Here is a 17,673-nt window from a genome sequence, read left to right as displayed (position 1 = left end):
GTCGTCGGGTGCCCCCGCCAGGAAACTACTTGTTCAGGCCGGGGTACAGCGGGTGCTTGTCGGCCAGTGCCCTGACGCGTGCCTTCAGGGCGTCGACGTCGAACGACGGCTTGAGGGTCTCGGCGATCACGTCCGCGACCTCCGTGAAGTCCTCGGCCGTGAAACCGCGGGTGGCGAGGGCCGGCGTACCGATGCGCAGACCGGACGTCACCATCGGGGGGCGCGGGTCGTTCGGGATCGCGTTCCGGTTGACGGTGATGCCGACCTCGTGGAGCCGGTCCTCGGCCTGCTTGCCGTCGAGTTCGGAGTTGCGCAGGTCCACGAGGACCAGGTGGACGTCCGTACCGCCGGAGAGGACCGACACCCCGTGCTCGGCGACGTCCGCGGCCACCAGACGCTCGGCGAGGATGTGGGCGCCCTCGACCGTACGACGCTGGCGCTCCTTGAACTCGTCGCTCGCGGCGACCTTGAAGGAGACGGCCTTCGCGGCGATCACATGCTCGAGCGGGCCGCCCTGGAAGCCAGGGAAGACCGACGAGTTGAGCTTCTTCGCGAACTCCTGCTTCGCCAGGATGATTCCGCCGCGCGGGCCGCCCAGCGTCTTGTGGGTCGTCGAGGTGACGACGTCCGCGTACGGCACCGGGTTCGGGTGCAGGCCCGCCGCGACGAGACCGGCGAAGTGCGCCATGTCGACCCAGAGGTACGCCCCGACTTCGTCCGCGATACGGCGGAACTCCGCGAAGTCCAGCTGACGCGGGTACGCCGACCAGCCCGCGATGATCACCTTCGGCCGGTGCTCCTTGGCGAGCTGCTCCAGCTCGGCCATGTCGACCAGACCGGCCTCGTCCACGTGGTAGGCGACCACGTCGAACTGCTTGCCGGAGAAGTTCAGCCGCATCCCGTGGGTGAGGTGGCCGCCGTGGGCCAGGTCAAGGCCGAGGATGGTGTCGCCGGGCTGGGCGAGAGCGAACAGCGCGGCCTGGTTGGCGGAGGCGCCCGAGTGCGGCTGCACATTGGCGTACTCGGCGCCGAACAGTTCCTTGACCCGGTCGATCGCGATCTGCTCGGCGACGTCGACGTGCTCGCAGCCGCCGTAGTAGCGGCGGCCGGGGTAGCCCTCGGCGTACTTGTTGGTGAGGACCGAGCCCTGGGCCTCCATGACGGCGACCGGAGCGAAGTTCTCCGAGGCGATCATCTCCAGGGTGGACTGCTGGCGGTTGAGCTCGGCGTCGACGGCGGCGGCGACGTCCGGGTCGAGCTCGTGCAGGGGAGTGTTCAGAAGCGACATGGGTCGATACGTCCTTACGCCTGGGGGCCTCAGCTGCCGGAGAACGCGGTGTACTCGTCCGCGGAGAGCAGGTCGCCCGGCTCGTCCGCCACGCGCACCTTGAAGAGCCAACCGCCCTCGAACGGGGCGGAGTTCACCAGCGACGGGTCGTTGGAGACGTCCTCGTTGACCTCGGTGACCTCACCGGAGACCGGGGAGTACAGATCGCTGACCGACTTGGTCGACTCCAGCTCGCCGCAGGTCTCACCCGCGGTCACCGTGGCTCCGACGTCGGGAAGCTGGACGTACACGACATCGCCGAGCGCGTTGGCCGCGTGCTCGGTGATACCGACCGTCGAGACGCCGTCCTCGGCGCCCGACAGCCACTCGTGCTCCTTGCTGTAGCGCAGCTGCTGGGGGTTGCTCATGGCCTGAATTCTCCTGTACGCGGGGGACTGGTCATGCATGGGGTACTACAGGGAGGGCCCGTGAACCGGCAGGACACGGGAACCCGGAACGACGGGCAGGATCACTTCCCGCGCTTGTAGAACGGCAGAGCCACGACCTCGTACGGCTCGTGGCTGCCCCGGATGTCCACGCCCACGCCCGCCGTACCGGGCTCCGCGTACGCGGCGTCGACGTACGCCATGGCGATCGGCCTGCCGAGGGTGGGGGAGGGGGCGCCCGAGGTGACCTCGCCGATCACCTGGCCGCCGGCGACGACCGCGTACCCGGCGCGCGGGACACGGCGGCCCTCGGCGACCAGGCCGACGAGGACCCGCGGCGGCTCGTACGAGGCGCGCTCGGCGGCCTCGCGCAGCGCCGCGCGGCCCACGAAGTCACCCGCCTTGTCGAACTTGACGACCCGGCCGAGCCCGGCGTCGAAGGGCGTGCGGGAGAGGCTCAGCTCATGCCCGTACAGCGGCATGCCCGCCTCCAGGCGGAGGGTGTCCCGGCAGGACAGTCCGCAGGGGATCAGTCCGACGCCCTCGCCGGCCTTGGTCAGGGCCTGCCACAGGTCCACGGCGTGCTCCGGCTTCACGAACAGCTCGAAGCCGTCCTCTCCGGTGTAGCCAGTGCGTGCGATGAGGGCGGGAACCCCGGCGACCGTCCCGGGCAGACCCGCGTAGTACTTCAGACCGTCGAGGTCGGCGTCGGTGAGGGACTTCAGGATCCCCGGCGACTCGGGGCCCTGTACGGCGATCAGCGCGTACGCGTCGCGGTCGTCGCGGACCTCGACGTCGAACTCCTCGGCGATGTTGCTCAGCTCGTTCAGGACGTTCTGGGCGTTGGAGGCATTGGACACGACCATGTACTCGGCATCGGCCAGCCGGTACACGATGAGGTCGTCCAGGATGCCGCCGTTCTCGACACAGATCATGGTGTAGCGGGCGCGGCCCACGCCCACCGCCGCGAGGTCGCCGACGAGGGCGAAGTTCAGGAACTGGGCGGCCTCCGGCCCCGACACGGTGATCTCACCCATGTGGGAGAGGTCGAAGAGCCCGGCCTTCGTGCGTACGGCCAGATGTTCGTCGCGCTCGGAGCCGTACCGCAGGGGCATGTCCCAGCCGGCGAAGTCGGTCATGGTGGCGCCGAGCGAACGATGCAGGGCATCGAGCGCGGTCAGACGCAGAGGGGTGCTGCTCATCGGTAGTGCTCCCAGGGCATGACGGCGAGGTCGTTCCTCCCCATCTGTCATCGGAACCTGAGAGGTTCGTCATGACCACCGGTGAAACGGCGGGTCACTGACTTGCACCTTGGGTGGAGCCACTGGTCACGACGACCGGCGGCCCGCTTTTCAGATGTGCCTCGCCCGCGCGGTAACGGGGCCTGAGAGATTCAAGGGAGGGACTTGCTCCTTCGGCGCCCGGGTACCCATGGGGTCCCGGAACTCTCCCGCGCGGATTCAAGCGGCCGGTATGCAGTTGGCGGCCACATCATCGCACGCATTCCTTCGGCACGGCAGGGGGACCCTTCACAGGAGGGGCACAGCCCGCCACGAGCGTGTGTATCGCACGCATATCGCCCTGTAGCAGGCCTGTTGCAGTAAGCGGACCCAAACGAGAGACACCGCGTATTACCTTCTCTTTACACTCGACGGGGACGGTACTCCCGACCCCATGGGAGGACGATCACGGTGAACAGGACCACGGCGTACGCGACGACCTCGGCCCTCGGGCTGACCGACGCGCTGCCCAAGCAGCCGGCCGCCCCCGTCCGGGAGGCGTGCGCCCCGCGCCCGGAACCCGTGATCCGCGACCTGCGGGAACGCTCGGGCCGCAGCCCGCACGGCCTCACCTTCGGCGCCCGCGACCTCGTCGTGGTCACCGGTCTGCCCGGCAGCGGCAAGTCCACGCTGATGCGCCGGGCGGTGACCGCCACCGGCATCGACTCCCAGAACACCCGCGACGAGTGGGACGCCCGTACGCCCTCCTTCCTTCCCTACGCCGTCTACCGCCCCCTCGTCCGCCTCGCCCACTACGCCGGACTGCGCCGGGCCCTGCGCTCCGGTGCCGGAGTCGTCGTCCACGACTGCGGTACGCAGGCCTGGGTGCGCGGCTGGCTGGCCCGCGAGGCCCGCCGCCGGGGCGGCACCCTGCATCTCCTCCTGCTCGACGTCACCCCCGACGACGCGCTGGAGGGCCAGCGCGAACGCGGCCGGGGCGTCTCGCGGTACGCGTTCCTGCGCCACCGGCGGGCCGCCTCGCGGCTGCTGCGCTCCGTGGAGAAGGGGAACCTGCCGGAGGGCTGCGGCTCGGCGGTGCTGATCGACCGGGACGCGGCGGACGTCCTGCGCAGGATCGACTTCGCGGACTGACCTCGGTATCCGCCGGGGCCGGTTAGGGTTTTGCCCATTAAGGGACTCCCCTTGAGGGACTCAGGACAGCGGTTCACAGCAGGCGGTAGGCAGATGGACATCCCGGCGGACTTCCCCCCGGACTTTCCCGGGGGTTTCCCCGCACCGGCACACCCCCATTCGCACGGCGGATGGCCGGGCAACGAGCTGGAGGAAGTGCTCTCGGCGTCCCTCGGGGTGCCCGGCGCGGGCGCCCGCATCGTCGAGGTCCTCGGCCGCAGCTTCGTCTGGGTCCCCCTCCCGTCCGGCGGCGGCCCCTACACCGGCCCGCTCGACCTGCCGACGATGGACATCGCGGGCCAGGCGTACGTACCGGTCTTCAGCTCGGAGGAGCAGTTCCGGCAGGTCGTCGGCGGCCATGTGTCGTACACCGTGGCCCCCGCCGTCGAGTTCGCCCGCGGCCTGCCGCCCCAGGTCGGCATCGCCGTGAACCCGGACGGCGTGGTCGGCGTCCCGCTGCCCCCGCCGGCCGTCGCCGAACTCTGCCGCGCGGGCCGCAGTGTCCTCGACGGCGCGGCCGGCGGCCGCGTCCGCCTCTACGAGCCCAACTGGCAGGAGGACCCGGTCGACTTCCTCGCCGCCGCGGCGACGGAGTTCGCCGGCACGGGCGTCGTCCAGACGGCCCGCCGCTGCCTGGCCGCGATAGAGACGGCGGCCCCCGTGATGTTCATAGGCGTCGAACTCTCCCCCTGGGACCCGGTCGCCCGCACCATCCCGATGGACGCCCTGGCCAGGGCACTGGGCCACATCCCCGCCCCCTGGCCGGTGAACCTCGTCTTCCTGGACCTGGCCCAGGACCCGGTGACGGACTGGCTGCGAGACCGAGTCCGCCCGTTCTACCAACACGGCTACTGACAAACAGGCCCAGGGGCACCCCCCCCAAGGGCGCGGGGAACTGCGCGACCAGCCACAATGGACCCGCAGCCGCCCCACCACAGCAAGTCCCGAGCTCTGCAGCGGCTTCGCAGACAACCTCTGTCAGCCCCGCCGCTTAAGCTAGGAAACGCACAACTCGTTCGGTGTTACGAAGGGGCGGTAATGGTGAGCGCGTCGGGCACGGCCGCGGCCGGTCAGGTCGAGCACATGCTGCGCCAAGTGACGCCCGGGCGTTACGACGCCTACGAGGCGCTCCTGCGCGCTCTCGCGACCCCGTCCTCCGGCCAGATCTGGATGCTGCTCTGGCACGGCCAGGCCGGTTCCCCCGACGCCCAGTACGGAAACATGCAGGTCGACGGGTACGGCTACGCGCCCTGCGTGACCTCCGCCCAGGAGCTGTCGGTCAGCGGCTGGAACAGGTCGTACGAGGTGGTCGACGGCCTCGACGTGGCCCGCACCCTCTACCCCGACCAGTTCGGCCTGTGGCTCAACCCGCACTCCCCGGGCGGCGGCGTCGGCATCCCCTGGCTCGACCTGCGCCGGATCGCGGCGGGCCTGGAACGCCAGCCCGCGGGACCGCTGCGGCTGGCCGAGCCCGGCATCGAGATCCCGCAGTTCTACGCCCTCCTCTGTCAGAACGCCCACCGCACCCCGGCGATCCGCACCCTGCGCCGCGCCTGGGTGCAGCCGGCGCTAGGAGCGCCGTATCTCGCCATCGGCCTCGACGTGTACGACACGTCGCCGCCGGCCGTGGACTCGGTGCGGGCGATGATGCAGCAGTCGATCGGAGCGGTCCCGGAGGGGCTCCCGGTGTCGACGGTCGCGATGTCGGACGAGCAGGACCCGGTCGTGATGTGGCTGCGCGCGAACGCCCGGCCGTTCTACGACCGGGAGGCACACGCGGCTCCGGCACAGGCGCCCGCGGCCGGCGGGTACGGATACCCACAACTCCGACCTTACTGACGCCGCCGCTCCGGCGGGCGCCGACCGACCGGCCGACGACGCGGCTGATTCCTCATACGAACGGCTCCATCCATGATCGTGGTCTCCGCGCGTAGATAGCGACGAAAAGTCGCTTTCGCTATAGCATGTACCTTATGTTCCAACTGCCCCGCGTTCGGGGGACGTTACCCGGTGTTCGGATAACGGAATCCACAGGGGAGCATCACGGTTGCGCATACTTTCGCCTACAGGTCTTTCACGTGATCGCCGAATCACTGAAGACTCGCCTGTCAGACGATGGGGTGGCCGTGTCTGTGAGTCGACACGCATGGTTTAGTCGACTAATCAGCATGATCGTCAGCACGACAGGAACAGCCGGGTCGGCGGGCCGCACCATCTGCGGCACGAACCCGGCAGGCAAGTGAATCAAGCCGCAGACAGCGGCAGGCGTAGGCCGGTCACCACCGGCGAGAGGGGTCGGGTCACTGTGACCGCACCGATCGAGACCACCGCAGCGGCAGCCGAGGCACAGCCGGAGGCTGTGCTCGCCGGTGCCGGTAAGGGGCAGATCGAGGGCCGTTCCCTGGGACAGATCGCCTGGACCCGGTTCAAGAAGGACAAGGTGGCGGTCGCCGGCGGCGTCATCGTCATCCTGCTCGTCCTGCTCGCGGTCCTCTCGCGGCCCATCCAGGCCGTGTTCGGCCTCGATCCCAACGCGTTCAACCAGGACCTGATCGACCCCAACACCTCCCTCCCCAAGGGTGACTTCGGTGGCATGAGCTGGGACCACCCGCTCGGTGTCGAACCGAAGTTCGGGCGTGACATCGCCACCCGCATCCTGGAGGGCTCCTGGGTCTCGCTGGTCGTCGCGTTCGGCGCCACGATCCTGTCCAACGTGATCGGCACGGTCCTCGGTGTGGTCGCCGGGTACTACGGCGGACGGGTCGACACGATCATCAGTCGGCTGATGGACACCTTCCTCGCCTTCCCCCTCCTGCTCTTCGCCATCGCCATCTCCGCCACGCTCCAGGGCGGCGCGTTCGGTCTGGAAGGGCTGCCGCTCCACATCACCGTGCTGATCTTCGTCATCGGCTTCTTCAACTGGCCCTACCTGGGGCGCATCGTCCGCGGCCAGACGCTGGCCCTGCGCGAGCGAGAGTTCGTGGACGCCTCCCGCGGAATGGGCGCCAAGGGGCCGTACATCCTCTTCCGCGAGCTGCTGCCGAACCTGGTCGGCCCGATCATCGTCTACTCGACGCTGCTCATCCCGACCAACATCCTCTTCGAGGCCTCACTGAGCTTCCTCGGCGTCGGTATCCAGCCCCCGCAGGCTTCCTGGGGCGGCATGCTCAACCAGGCGGTCACCTACTACCAGGTCGACCCGCAGTTCATGATCGTGCCCGGTCTTGCCATCTTCGTGACCGTTCTGGCGTTCAACCTGCTCGGCGACGGTCTCCGGGACGCACTCGACCCGCGCAGCCGCTGATGCGGTCGCGTCGGGAGTTCAGCAAGTTTCCACTAATGGAGGAGAAGCAGACCATCATGCGAAGGTCAGCGCTGGCCGCGGTTGCGGCGATCGGATCTGCGAGCCTGGTGCTCGCGGGCTGCAGCAAAGCCGATGACGGCAAGACGGACGACGGTACCAAGGCGGCTGGGGCCAACGCAGCGACCACGGGCGTCGTCAACGTGTCCGACCAGAAGGGGGGCACGGTCACCTACGAGCTGTCCGACGTCCCGGACTCCTTCGACCCCGGCAACACGTACTACGGGTACATGTTCAACTTCAGCCGGCTGTACGCGCGCTCGCTGATGACCTTCAAGCCCGGCCCGGGACAGAAGGGCAACGAGCTGGTCCCGGACCTCGCCGAGAGCGCCGGTGTCCCCAGCGACGGCGGCAAGACCTGGACGTACAAGCTCCGTTCGGGGCTGAAGTACCAGGACGGCACCCCGATCACCTCGAAGGACGTCAAGTACGCCGTCGAGCGCTCCAACTTCGCGCGTGACGTGCTCTCCCTCGGCCCGAACTACTTCCAGCAGTTCCTCGACGGCGGCGACAAGTACAAGGGTCCCTACAAGGACAAGAACCCCGCGGGCCTGGCGTCCATCCAGACGCCGGACGACACCACGATCGTCTTCAAGCTCAACCGCGCCTTCCAGGAGTTCGACTACCTGACCGCGCAGCCGCAGACGGCGCCGGTGCCCCAGTCCAAGGACAAGGGCATCGACTACGTCAAGAACATCGTGTCCTCGGGCTCGTACCAGTTCGAGAGCTACGACGAGGGCAAGTCGGCCGTCCTCGTCCGCAACAAGAACTGGGACCCCGCGACCGACCCGCTGCGCAAGCAGTACCCGGACAAGATCGTGGTCAACCTGAAGGTCAACCCGGAGACCATCGACCAGGACGTCATGGCGGGCAACGCCATCGACCTCGGTGGTACCGGTGTCCAGGCCGCGACCCAGGCCGACGTGATCAACAACGCCGACAAGAAGGCCAGCACCGACAACACCTACGGTGGCCGTCTCGTCTACCTGGCGATCAACACCAAGCTGAAGCCGTTCGACAACGTCGACTGCCGCAAGGCCGTGCAGTACGCGATCGACAAGGTCTCGGTGCAGACCGCCGAGGGTGGCCCGATCCGCGGTGACATCGCCACGACCGTCCTCCCGCCCGACATCCCGGGCTACGCGAAGTCGGACGTCTACGCCACCGACGGCAACAAGGGTGACGTGACCAAGGCCAAGGACGCTCTCAAGGCCTGTGGCCAGACCACGATCAACACCAACATCACCGCGCGCAGCGACCGTCCGGCCGAGATCGACGCGGCCACCGCGATCATCAACTCGCTGAAGAAGGCCGGCATCAACGCCAGCCTGAAGCAGTTCCCGTCGGGCAAGTACTTCACCGACTACGCGGGTGTCCCGAAGTGGGACGCGGACAACAACGTCGGTCTGATGATGATGCAGTGGGGTGCCGACTGGCCGGCCGGCTTCGGCTTCCTCCAGCAGATCCTGAACGGCTCCGCCATCGGTGCCTCGGGCAACACCAACCTCTCGCAGTTCGACGACAAGAGCGTCAACGACCTGCTGGGGAAGGCGATCGGCACCGAGGACAAGGCCGCGCGTGAGGGCATGTACGCCGAGATCGACAAGAAGACCATGGACGCGGCGGCGCTCGTCCCGCTGACCTACTTCAAGGTCCTGCTGTACCGCCCGGCCAACTTCACCAACCTGGTCTCCACGGCGGCCTTCAGCGGTCAGTACGACTACCTCAACATCGGCACCACGAAGAAGTAGCAGCCCCGGAAGGCAGGTGAAGGCATTGGTGCCCGCGGGCTTCGCAGCCCGCGGGCACCAGGCCGATCCCCGTGATCTCGTACATCCTCCGTCGGACGTTCGCGGCAGTGATCCTGCTGCTGGTCGTCACCGCGGTGACCTTCGCCATCTTCTTCCTGCTGCCACGGCTCGCCGGCCAGACCGCCGACCAGCTGGCCCAGCAGTACATCGGGAAGAGCCCGTCGGCGGCGGACATCGCTGCGGTCAAGAGCAACCTCGGTCTGGACGACCCCCTCTATCTCCAGTACTGGCACTTCATCAAGGGGATCGTGTCCGGTGCCACCTATGACCTGGGGCCCACCACGACACAGTGCAACGCGCCGTGCTTCGGCTACTCCTTCAAGACCCATGTCGAGGTCTGGCCGCAGCTCACCTCCCGCCTTCCGGTGACGATCTCGCTCGCCGCCGGCGCGGCCGTGATGTGGCTGGTGTCCGGTGTGGCCATCGGCGTCATCTCGGCCTTGAAGCCCGGCTCGTTCTTCGACCGGTCCTTCATGGGCGTCGCCCTCGCGGGTGTCTCCCTGCCCATGTTCTTCACCGGCAACCTGGCGCTGCTGCTCTTCACCTACCAGTGGCCGATCTTCGGCCGCACCTATGTGCCGTTCACCGAGAACCCGGCACAGTGGGCCAACACCCTGTTCCCGGCATGGTGTTCGCTCGCCCTGCTCTACTCCGCCATCTACGCGCGGCTCACCCGCTCGGGGATGCTGGAGACGATGAACGAGGACTTCATCCGTACGGCCCGCGCCAAGGGCCTGCGGGAGCGCAAGGTCGTCGTCCGGCACGGTCTGCGGGCCGCGCTGACGCCGATCATCACGGTGTTCGGCATGGACCTGGGCCTGCTGCTCGGCGGCGCCCTGATCACCGAGACGGTGTTCTCACTGCACGGGGTCGGTGAGTACGCGGTGCAGGGCATCAAGGACAACGACCTGCCCCCGATCCTCGGCGTCACCCTGCTCGCCGCCCTCTTCGTCGTTGTCGCAAATCTTCTGGTGGACCTGCTCTACGCGGCCGCCGACCCGCGGGTGAGGCTCTCGTGACCGAACTGTCCAAGACCGGCGCGGCGGTGGGCGAGCCCTCGCCCTCGAACGCGCCCAGCGCCTTCCTCGAAGTCCGCGACCTCAAGGTGCACTTCCCGACCGACGACGGCCTCGTCAAGTCCGTCGACGGGCTCAGCTTCCAGCTGGAGAAGGGCAAGACCCTCTCCATCGTGGGCGAGTCCGGCTCCGGCAAGTCCGTCACCTCGCTGGCCATCATGGGTCTGCACCGGCTCGGCGCACGCGGTAAGAACGTGCGGATGAGCGGGGAGATCTGGCTCGACGGCAAGGAACTGGTCGGCGCCGACCCGGACGAGGTGCGCAAGCTGCGGGGCCGCGAGATGGCGATGATCTTCCAGGATCCGCTGTCCGCGATGCACCCGTACTACACGATCGGCAACCAGATCGTGGAGGCGTACCGCGTCCACCACGACGTCAGCAAGAAGGTCGCCCGCACCCGGGCGATCGAGATGCTCGACCGGGTCGGTATCCCCGAGCCCGGCAAGCGTGTCGACGGCTATCCGCACGAGTTCTCCGGCGGTATGCGTCAGCGCGCGATGATCGCGATGGCGCTGGTCAACAACCCCGAACTGCTGATCGCGGACGAGCCCACCACCGCTCTCGACGTCACCGTCCAGGCGCAGATCCTCGACCTGATCCGCGATCTCCAGAAGGAGTTCGGCTCCGCGGTCGTCCTCATCACCCACGACCTCGGCGTGGTCGCCGAGATCGCCGACGACGTTCTGGTGATGTACGGCGGCCGGTGCGTGGAGCGGGGGCCGGTCGGTGAGATCTTCGAGCAGCCGCAGCACCCGTACACCTGGGGTCTGCTCGGCTCCATGCCGCGTATCGACCGGGAGACCTCCGACCGGCTCATCCCGGTCAAGGGCCAGCCGCCGAGCCTCATCAACGTCCCCTCGGGCTGCGCCTTCCATCCGCGCTGCCCGTACGCGGACATCCCCAAGGGCGATGTCACCCGTACCGTGCGTCCGGAGCTGCAGCAGGTCGCCGGCGGGCACTTCTCCGCCTGCCACCTCTCGCCGGAGGACCGTACGCGGATCTGGACCGAAGAGATTGCGCCGAAGCTGTGAGTGAGACGAAGAAACCCGAGGTGGCGGCCTCCTCCGCCGACGAGCGCGAGGTGCTGCTCAAGGTCGAGGGCCTGGTCAAGCACTTCCCCATCAAGAAGGGGATCCTGCAGCGTCAGGTCGCCGCGGTGAAGGCCGTCGACGGCATCGACTTCGAGGTGCGCAAGGGCGAGACCCTCGGCGTGGTCGGCGAGTCGGGCTGCGGCAAGTCGACCATGGGCCGGGTCATCACCCGGCTCCAGGAACCGACGGGCGGCTCGATCCACTTCGAGGGCCAGGACATCACACGGCTGAACGCGGCCGGGATGCGTCCGCTGCGGCGGGACATCCAGATGATCTTCCAGGACCCGTACGGCTCCCTGAACCCCCGCCACACCATCGGCTCGATCGTCTCGGCGCCCTTCCGGCTCCAGGGCGTGGAACCCGAGGGAGGGGTGAAGAAGGAGGTCCAGCGCCTCCTGGAGCTGGTGGGTCTGAGCCCGGAGCACTTCAACCGCTACCCGCACGAGTTCTCCGGCGGTCAGCGCCAGCGCATCGGCATCGCCCGCGCGCTCGCCCTGAAGCCGAAGCTGGTCGTCGCGGACGAGCCGGTCTCCGCGCTGGACGTGTCGATCCAGGCGCAGGTCGTGAACCTGATGGACGACCTCCAGCAGGAACTCGGCCTGACCTACGTGATCATCGCGCACGACCTGTCCGTCGTTCGCCATGTCTCGGACCGGATCGCGGTGATGTACCTCGGCAAGATCGTCGAGCTCTCCGACCGGTCGTCCCTGTACGAGGCGCCGATGCACCCGTACACCAAGGCCCTGATGTCGGCGGTGCCGGTTCCCGACCCCAAGCGCCGGGGCGCCAAGAGCGAGCGCATCCTGCTCAAGGGCGATGTCCCCTCGCCGATCGCACCGCCGAGCGGCTGCCGCTTCCACACCCGGTGCTGGAAGGCGACCGAGATCTGCAAGACGACCGAGCCGCCGCTCCTGGAGCTGAAGCCCGGTCAGCAGGTCGCCTGCCACCACCCGGAGAACGCCGAGGACCAGGCCCCGCAGGACACCGTGCTGCTGTCGGCGGCGAGGGAGGCCGTGGAACTGGTAACCCCGGCGGCGGAGACCCACCCAGGGGCGCGGGACAGTGCTGAATCTGCGGCTACCGCCGCGGGGGCGCGACAAGCCACCACGGACCCGCAGGAGTCAGACCCGCAGGAGTCAACGGACAAGTAGGGCATGACAAGTTGGCAAAGTCATGCGCATGCCTGAACGGGAGAGCGCAGAGTCGTCCGTGTCCGTCGTATCAGACCGGTGCACGCTCGAAAGGGACGACTCATGACCCTCTCCCGTTCGGCACGTTTAGGGGCCGTCGCCACCGCGGCGGCCTCCTTCCTTGTCATCGCCGCCTCCTCCCATCCGGCCCCCGGGGCCGACGGCATCGGCGACTCCTACTTCCCCCAGCTCGGCAACGGCGGCTTCGACGCCCGCCATTACACCCTTGACCTCGCCTACAACCCGGACACCGACCGCCTCGACGGCCGTACGACCATCACCGCCCGGGCCACCCAGAACCTCTCGTCCTTCGATCTGGACCTGCAGAAGCTGGAGGTCACCCGGGTCGAAGTGAACGGCAGACGCGCCCAGTTCGCGCGCGACGGCGACGAGATACGCGTCACGCCCCGCGGATTCCTGGCCAAGGGGCGGGAGTTCGAGGTCGCCGTCACCTATGGCGGGGTGCCCGAGCCGCTCGGTGGGCCCATCGTCTTCGGCTCCAGCTACGGGTGGATGAAGACCCCCGACGGAGTCTTCGTCGCCTGTGAACCCAACGCCGCCTCCACCTGGTTCCCGTCCAGCGACCACCCCGGCGACAAGGCCGCCTTCGACATCCGGATCAAGGCGCCGAAGGGGCTGACCGCCGTCTCCAACGGCCGGCTGGTCTCGACGTACGACAAGGGCGGCTCGACGTACACCCACTGGCGTGAGAAGAAGCAGATGGCGACCTATCTCGCCACCGCGACCATCGGGAAGTTCGATGTGAAGACGGGCGTCACGCCCGGCGGGACGCCGATCTACGTCGCGATCGACCCGGTGCTGGCCAACAGCAACAACGTCGATGTGTACGCGGTGACGGCCGAGGCCACGGACTACTGGTCGAAGGTCTTCGGGCCGTACCCGTTCGAGGAGACCGGCGCGATCGTCGACGACATGCCGGCGGCCGGGTTCTCGCTGGAGACGCAGACCAAGCCGGTCTACTCGGCCGTCCGCAACGAGACGACCATCGTGCACGAGCTGGCCCACCAGTGGTTCGGCGACTCCGTGTCGGTCGACCACTGGAAGGACATCTGGCTCAACGAGGGCTTCGCCACCTACTCCCAGTGGCTGTGGGCCGGGTACAAGGGCACCCGCTCCGCGCACGACTCCTTCCTCGCCGGGTACAACTCCCGCCCCGCTAACAGCGCCTTCTGGCAGATCGTCGTCGGCGACCCGCAACGCGACACCATGTTCGCCTCGGCCGTCTACCAGCGCGGCGCGATGACCCTGCAGATGCTCCGCGAACGCATCGGCGACCCGGCCTTCTTCAAGCTCCTGCCCACCTGGACGAAGCTCCACCGGTACGGGAACGCCGACACGGACGACTTCGTCCGGCTCGCGGAGAGGATCAGCGGGCAGCAGCTCGACGATCTCTTCCGGACCTGGCTCTTCACGACCGGCAAGCCCACCCTGTAAACCCTCGCCGGTGAGAATACGGAGGTGGTGATCCAGCAGCTCTTCAGCCCCTCCGTCCAGCACACCCTCGACCTCGTCGGCATCTTCGTCTTCGCGATCTCCGGCGCCCTGCTCGCCGTCCGGAAGAACTTCGACGTCTTCGGCATCGCCGTGCTCGCCGAGGTCACCGCGCTGGGCGGCGGACTGCTGCGGGACGTGGTCATCGGGGCGGTGCCGCCGGCCGCCTTCACGGATCTCGGCTACTTCCTGACTCCGCTGCTCGCCGCGCTGCTCGTCTTCTTCCTCCACCCGGAGGTGGAGCGCATCCAGGCGGGCGTGAACGTGTTCGACGCGGCGGGGCTCGGGCTGTTCTGTGTCACGGGCACGGTGAAGGCGTACGACTACGGCCTGGGCCTCACCGCCTCCGCCGCCCTCGGTCTCGCGACCGCCGTGGGCGGCGGAGTGCTGCGTGACGTACTCGCCAACGAGGTTCCCTCGCTGCTGCGTTGGGACCGTGACCTGTACGCGGTCCCGGCGATCGTCGGCTCCGCGCTGGTCGTCCTGTGCATCCGCTACGACGCGCTCAACCCGGTCACCAGCGGGCTGGCGGCCGTCACGGCCTTCGCACTGCGGCTGCTCGCGATGCGGTTCCACTGGCGAGCGCCGCGTGCGTGGAACCGGCGGTCGACGGCTCAGGAGGAAGAGTCCGGCCGGTGAACCCGCCCGTGGCGCCGCCCGCATTCCGGCCGCTCGCGTCGAACTGCTGGGTCAGCCAGCGGAACACCGTGGTGATCTGGGGCCGCCACAGCGCCATGTTGTGGCCGCCGGCGCTGCGCGGCAGCCACACCACGTCCACCCTGGTCGGCGGCTTCGCCTCCTTCCGCAGGGCCAGACCGGCCTCGTAGCCGTCGCCGGACTCACCGGAGAAGTAGAGCGCGACGGCGGGCGGGACCGGGTCGTGCCCGAGGATCAGGTACGGGTTGTTCGCGGCCCGCAGCCGCGGGTCCTGCGCGGCCAGCGAGACGGGTTCGCCCATGGGGTCGTTGTAGCCGGACATGGAGACGGCGGCGTGGTAGCGGTCGGGGTGCGCCACGGCGAGCTTCGTCGCGCAGTGCGCCCCGGCCGAGTACCCGGCCACGGCCCAGCCGCCCGGCCCGCTCTCGGCACGGAAGTTGTCCGTGACCATTTTCGGTACGTCGACACTGAGCCAGCTGTCCGCGTTGACCCGGCCCGGGATGTTGGCGCAGCCGGTGTCCGCGTCGGCGATGAGCGTCGTGCGCGGCGCCACCAGGATGAAGGGCGTGATCTGGCCGCTCCTCATCAACGGCAGCAGTTGCGCGGGCGCGTGCAGGGAGCCGAACCAGGCCTTCGGGGAGCCGGGGTAGCCCGGCAGCAGCTCGACGACAGGGAACGTCCGGTGCCGGTAGGCGGCCTCGTGGTACTGCGGCGGCAGCCAGACATAGACCTCGGCGTCGACGCCCGAGACGCGGCCCCTGAGTTCGGTGACCTCGACTCCGCCGGCCGCGTGCATGCCGGGTCCGTTCGCCTGGTGGAATGTCTGCCTCACCTTGGGCAGGCTGCGCAGCGAGATACCGCCGGTGCCGTCGGGGCCGAGGTCGGCGGCGGCCTGGACGTGGTCGCCCGTCCCGAGGAGGTCGCCCCAGTTGTCGTACAGGTTGTTGGCGTTGTTCACCACCAGGAAGACCAGGGTGATCGCGGTGGCCTGGGCGAACAGCACCATCAGCAGCCTGGCGGCACCGCGCACGAGCGCGGGCCCCCGCACCCGGGACCAGAGGGCGAGGGGCAGCAGTACGGCGACGGCGGCGAGCGCGATCGTCGTGACGAGGAACGGCGTACCGGTGAGGCTCATGTCTGGGAGGAGGCGGCGCGGGCGCGGGAGGTCACGGTGGCGGGCGAACCCTTACCCAAGACATTCCGGGCACTTACCGAGCGCCGGAGGTCGGCGAAGACAGGTGAGCGAAAAAAGCTACCGCTTAGTATGGTTCTGCTGTACCTTTCACGTATGCCAGAAGCAGCTTCCGTCCAGGCCGTGCGAGCGAGCATCGGCGACAGCGAGTTCGACCGCGACACCGCCGTCACCCGGCGTGCGCCCGGTGTCTACGACACCGAACTCTCCGCCGGCTGGACCATCCTCAACGCCGTCAACGGCGGTTATCTGCTGGCGATACTGGGCCGCGCCCTCGCCGACGCCCTGCCGCACGGCGACCCGTTCAGCGTCACCGCGCACTACCTCACCGCGTCCCGGCCGGGCCCGGCCGTGATCCGCACGGAGGTGGTCCGCACCGGACGCTCGCTGTCGACCGGCACGGCCTCCCTCTTCCAGTACGACGACGAGGGCCAGGAGATCGAGCGGATCCGCGTCCTCGCCTCCTACGGCGACCTGGACGCCCTTCCCGACGACGTCCGCACGAGCGCCGAGCCGCCGGTGTTCCCGCCCATGGACCAGTGCTTCGGGCCGCAGGACGCCCCCGACCCGGGTGCGGCCGGCTCCGCCATCGCCGACCGGCTGATGCTCAAGCTCGACCCGGCGACCCTCGGCTGGGCGCTCGGCGCGCCCTCCGGCAAGGGGGAGATGCGGTCCTGGTTCGGGCTCGCGGACGGCCGCGACGCCGACCCGCTCTCGCTGCTCCTGGCCGTCGACGCGCTGCCGCCGACCGCCTTCGAGATCGGCATGTCCGGCTGGGTCCCGACGGTCGAACTGACCGTGCATGTGCGCTGCCGCCCGGCGCCGGGCCCGCTGCGCGTCTCGATCACGACCCGCAACCTGGCCGGCGGCTTCCTGGAGGAGGACGCCGAGGTCTGGGACAGCGCAGACCGACTGGTCGCCCAGTCACGCCAGTTGGCGAGCGTACGGCTCGGCTGAGTTCGCTCTCCGAGGGCAGGGCAGGGCAGGTCAGGTCGGGCGCGTCCCTGCGGGCGCGCTTTCCCTGACGGGCAGGTGAGGTGCCTCCGGCGGGGCAGAGCTGCCGGGCTCCTCGCGGTGCCGCCCCGCAGTCCCGCCGCCCCGCCCGAGGCGCCGGGGACGCCTCCGGCCAGGCCGAAGTTGCCGACCCTCCTCGGCCGCACGGCCCACCGCCCCACCCGACGCGGGCCGCCACCGAGTCGACCGCCCGACGCGGCCTCCCGCCCCCGCGTTCCTGGGCGTGCGGCTCGGTGCGGCTTTTGGCTTCTGTGTGGCTGGGCGGGCGGCTCGGAGTGGCTTCTGGCTCCGCGTTCCTGGGCGTGTGGCCCTGGTGCGGCTTTTGGCTCCCGTGTGGCTGGGCGTGTGGCCCCGGTGCGGCTTTTGGCTTCCGTGTTCCTGGGCGGGCGGCCCGGCGCGGTTTCTCGCTCCCGCGTTCCAGGGCGGGCGGCCCGGCGCGGTTTCTCGCTCCCGCGTTCCAGGGCGGGCGGCCCGGCGCGGGTTCCCGACTCCGCCGTCTGAGCCTGCAGCCCGGGCTTCTCGGCCCGGCTTTCCGAGCACGCTGCCTGGCCGCGGCCGAGGACACCCGGCGACTGCGCCGGCTCACCCAGGCGCTCGGGGTGCAGCCCAAGGGCCGGGTCGTGTCGTACTTCGAGGGCAACGAGG

The 17,673-nt window shown here is 69.1% G+C and carries 15 protein-coding genes, 1 pseudogene and 1 riboswitch; of the genes and pseudogenes, 12 read left to right on the top strand and 4 right to left on the bottom strand.

Annotated features, from left to right (window positions below; translation table 11 throughout):
- Window positions 1–25: 25 nt before the first annotated feature.
- The 3 genes from glyA to gcvT all read right to left on the bottom strand — a co-directional run bounded on the left by glyA (window position 26) and on the right by gcvT (window position 2,915).
- Window positions 26–1,288 (bottom strand): serine hydroxymethyltransferase, encoded by a 1,263-nt coding sequence (gene glyA / locus ABZ855_RS39930; RefSeq protein ID WP_360815991.1) that lies wholly within the window; start codon window positions 1,286–1,288, stop codon window positions 26–28.
- Between the two features lie 29 nt (window positions 1,289–1,317).
- Window positions 1,318–1,695 carry a glycine cleavage system protein GcvH gene (gene gcvH / locus ABZ855_RS39925; RefSeq protein WP_360815988.1) on the bottom strand — a complete coding sequence of 126 codons (378 nt, stop codon included), beginning with the start codon at window positions 1,693–1,695 and terminating at the stop codon, window positions 1,318–1,320.
- A 101-nt stretch (window positions 1,696–1,796) separates the two neighbouring features.
- Window positions 1,797–2,915, bottom strand: coding sequence for a glycine cleavage system aminomethyltransferase GcvT (gene gcvT, locus ABZ855_RS39920; protein WP_360815985.1), 1,119 nt, complete (start codon window positions 2,913–2,915; stop codon window positions 1,797–1,799).
- Between the two features lie 160 nt (window positions 2,916–3,075).
- Window positions 3,076–3,176: riboswitch (glycine riboswitch) on the bottom strand.
- A 222-nt stretch (window positions 3,177–3,398) separates the two neighbouring features.
- Here gcvT and ABZ855_RS39915 point away from each other — a divergent pair.
- The 10 genes from ABZ855_RS39915 to ABZ855_RS39870 all read left to right on the top strand — a co-directional run bounded on the left by ABZ855_RS39915 (window position 3,399) and on the right by ABZ855_RS39870 (window position 14,804).
- Window positions 3,399–4,085, top strand: a complete 687-nt coding sequence (locus ABZ855_RS39915) for an AAA family ATPase (RefSeq protein WP_360816127.1) — start codon at window positions 3,399–3,401, stop codon at window positions 4,083–4,085.
- 93 nt (window positions 4,086–4,178) lie between these two features.
- Complete coding sequence (locus ABZ855_RS39910) at window positions 4,179–4,979, top strand: enhanced serine sensitivity protein SseB (protein ID WP_360815982.1); 801 nt, start codon at window positions 4,179–4,181, stop codon at window positions 4,977–4,979.
- Window positions 4,980–5,165: 186 nt separating this feature from the next.
- The gene (locus ABZ855_RS39905; protein WP_319209932.1) at window positions 5,166–5,963 is read left to right on the top strand and encodes an enhanced serine sensitivity protein SseB C-terminal domain-containing protein; all 798 of its coding nucleotides are present in this window, start codon (window positions 5,166–5,168) and stop codon (window positions 5,961–5,963) included.
- A gap of 466 nt (window positions 5,964–6,429) precedes the next feature.
- Window positions 6,430–7,428 (top strand): ABC transporter permease, encoded by a 999-nt coding sequence (locus ABZ855_RS39900; protein ID WP_360815979.1) that lies wholly within the window; start codon window positions 6,430–6,432, stop codon window positions 7,426–7,428.
- Window positions 7,429–7,484: 56 nt separating this feature from the next.
- On the top strand, window positions 7,485–9,236 hold the full coding sequence (locus ABZ855_RS39895; protein ID WP_360815977.1) for an ABC transporter substrate-binding protein: 1,752 nt from the start codon (window positions 7,485–7,487) through the stop codon (window positions 9,234–9,236).
- Window positions 9,237–9,307: 71 nt separating this feature from the next.
- Window positions 9,308–10,315 (top strand): ABC transporter permease, encoded by a 1,008-nt coding sequence (locus tag ABZ855_RS39890; RefSeq protein WP_105970537.1) that lies wholly within the window; start codon window positions 9,308–9,310, stop codon window positions 10,313–10,315.
- Window positions 10,312–11,403: an ABC transporter ATP-binding protein gene (locus ABZ855_RS39885; RefSeq protein ID WP_360815974.1), complete on the top strand. Its 1,092-nt coding sequence runs from the start codon at window positions 10,312–10,314 to the stop codon at window positions 11,401–11,403. Before ABZ855_RS39890 ends, ABZ855_RS39885 begins: the two co-directional genes overlap by 4 nt.
- A complete protein-coding gene (locus ABZ855_RS39880) occupies window positions 11,400–12,614 on the top strand; it encodes a dipeptide ABC transporter ATP-binding protein (RefSeq protein WP_360815971.1) in 1,215 nt (404 codons plus the stop codon). The genes ABZ855_RS39885 and ABZ855_RS39880 overlap by 4 nt, the downstream gene beginning before the upstream one ends.
- Before the next feature lie 102 nt (window positions 12,615–12,716).
- Entirely contained in the window at window positions 12,717–14,108 is a 1,392-nt protein-coding gene (locus tag ABZ855_RS39875) for a M1 family metallopeptidase (RefSeq protein WP_360815968.1), read from the top strand.
- 27 nt (window positions 14,109–14,135) lie between these two features.
- Complete coding sequence (locus ABZ855_RS39870; protein WP_360816124.1) at window positions 14,136–14,804, top strand: trimeric intracellular cation channel family protein; 669 nt, start codon at window positions 14,136–14,138, stop codon at window positions 14,802–14,804.
- Here the strand turns inward: ABZ855_RS39870 and ABZ855_RS39865 are convergent.
- A complete protein-coding gene (locus ABZ855_RS39865) occupies window positions 14,701–15,957 on the bottom strand; it encodes an alpha/beta hydrolase-fold protein (RefSeq protein WP_360815965.1) in 1,257 nt (418 codons plus the stop codon). The genes ABZ855_RS39870 and ABZ855_RS39865 overlap by 104 nt on opposite strands.
- Window positions 15,958–16,110: 153 nt before the next feature.
- On the opposite strand from ABZ855_RS39865, the gene ABZ855_RS39860 reads away from it, so the two are divergent.
- Both ABZ855_RS39860 and ABZ855_RS39855 read left to right on the top strand, forming a co-directional pair.
- On the top strand, window positions 16,111–16,971 hold the full coding sequence (locus ABZ855_RS39860) for a thioesterase family protein (protein WP_360815962.1): 861 nt from the start codon (window positions 16,111–16,113) through the stop codon (window positions 16,969–16,971).
- 602 nt (window positions 16,972–17,573) lie between these two features.
- Window positions 17,574–17,673: pseudogene (locus ABZ855_RS39855) on the top strand (16S rRNA (cytidine(1402)-2'-O)-methyltransferase); the annotation flags it as partial.

The organism is Streptomyces sp. NPDC047042 (assembly GCF_040644035.1).
Classification (GTDB): Bacteria; Actinomycetota; Actinomycetes; order Streptomycetales; family Streptomycetaceae; genus Streptomyces.
The sequence above is the reverse complement of the archived record's forward strand: the minus strand, read 5'-3'. Positions and strand labels throughout refer to the sequence as shown.

Excerpts from the sequence above, each read along its gene's own strand:
- glyA (WP_360815991.1), bottom strand. The coding sequence starts at position 1,288 with ATGTCGCTTCTGAACACTCCCCTGCACGAGCTCGACCCGGACGTCGCC.
- gcvH (WP_360815988.1), bottom strand. The coding sequence starts at position 1,695 with ATGAGCAACCCCCAGCAGCTGCGCTACAGCAAGGAGCACGAGTGGCTG.
- gcvT (WP_360815985.1), bottom strand. The coding sequence starts at position 2,915 with ATGAGCAGCACCCCTCTGCGTCTGACCGCGCTCGATGCCCTGCATCGT.
- ABZ855_RS39910 (WP_360815982.1), top strand. The coding sequence starts at position 4,179 with ATGGACATCCCGGCGGACTTCCCCCCGGACTTTCCCGGGGGTTTCCCC.
- ABZ855_RS39895 (WP_360815977.1), top strand. The coding sequence starts at position 7,485 with ATGCGAAGGTCAGCGCTGGCCGCGGTTGCGGCGATCGGATCTGCGAGC.
- ABZ855_RS39875 (WP_360815968.1), top strand. The coding sequence starts at position 12,717 with ATGACCCTCTCCCGTTCGGCACGTTTAGGGGCCGTCGCCACCGCGGCG.
- ABZ855_RS39865 (WP_360815965.1), bottom strand. The coding sequence starts at position 15,957 with ATGAGCCTCACCGGTACGCCGTTCCTCGTCACGACGATCGCGCTCGCC.
- ABZ855_RS39860 (WP_360815962.1), top strand. The coding sequence starts at position 16,111 with ATGCCAGAAGCAGCTTCCGTCCAGGCCGTGCGAGCGAGCATCGGCGAC.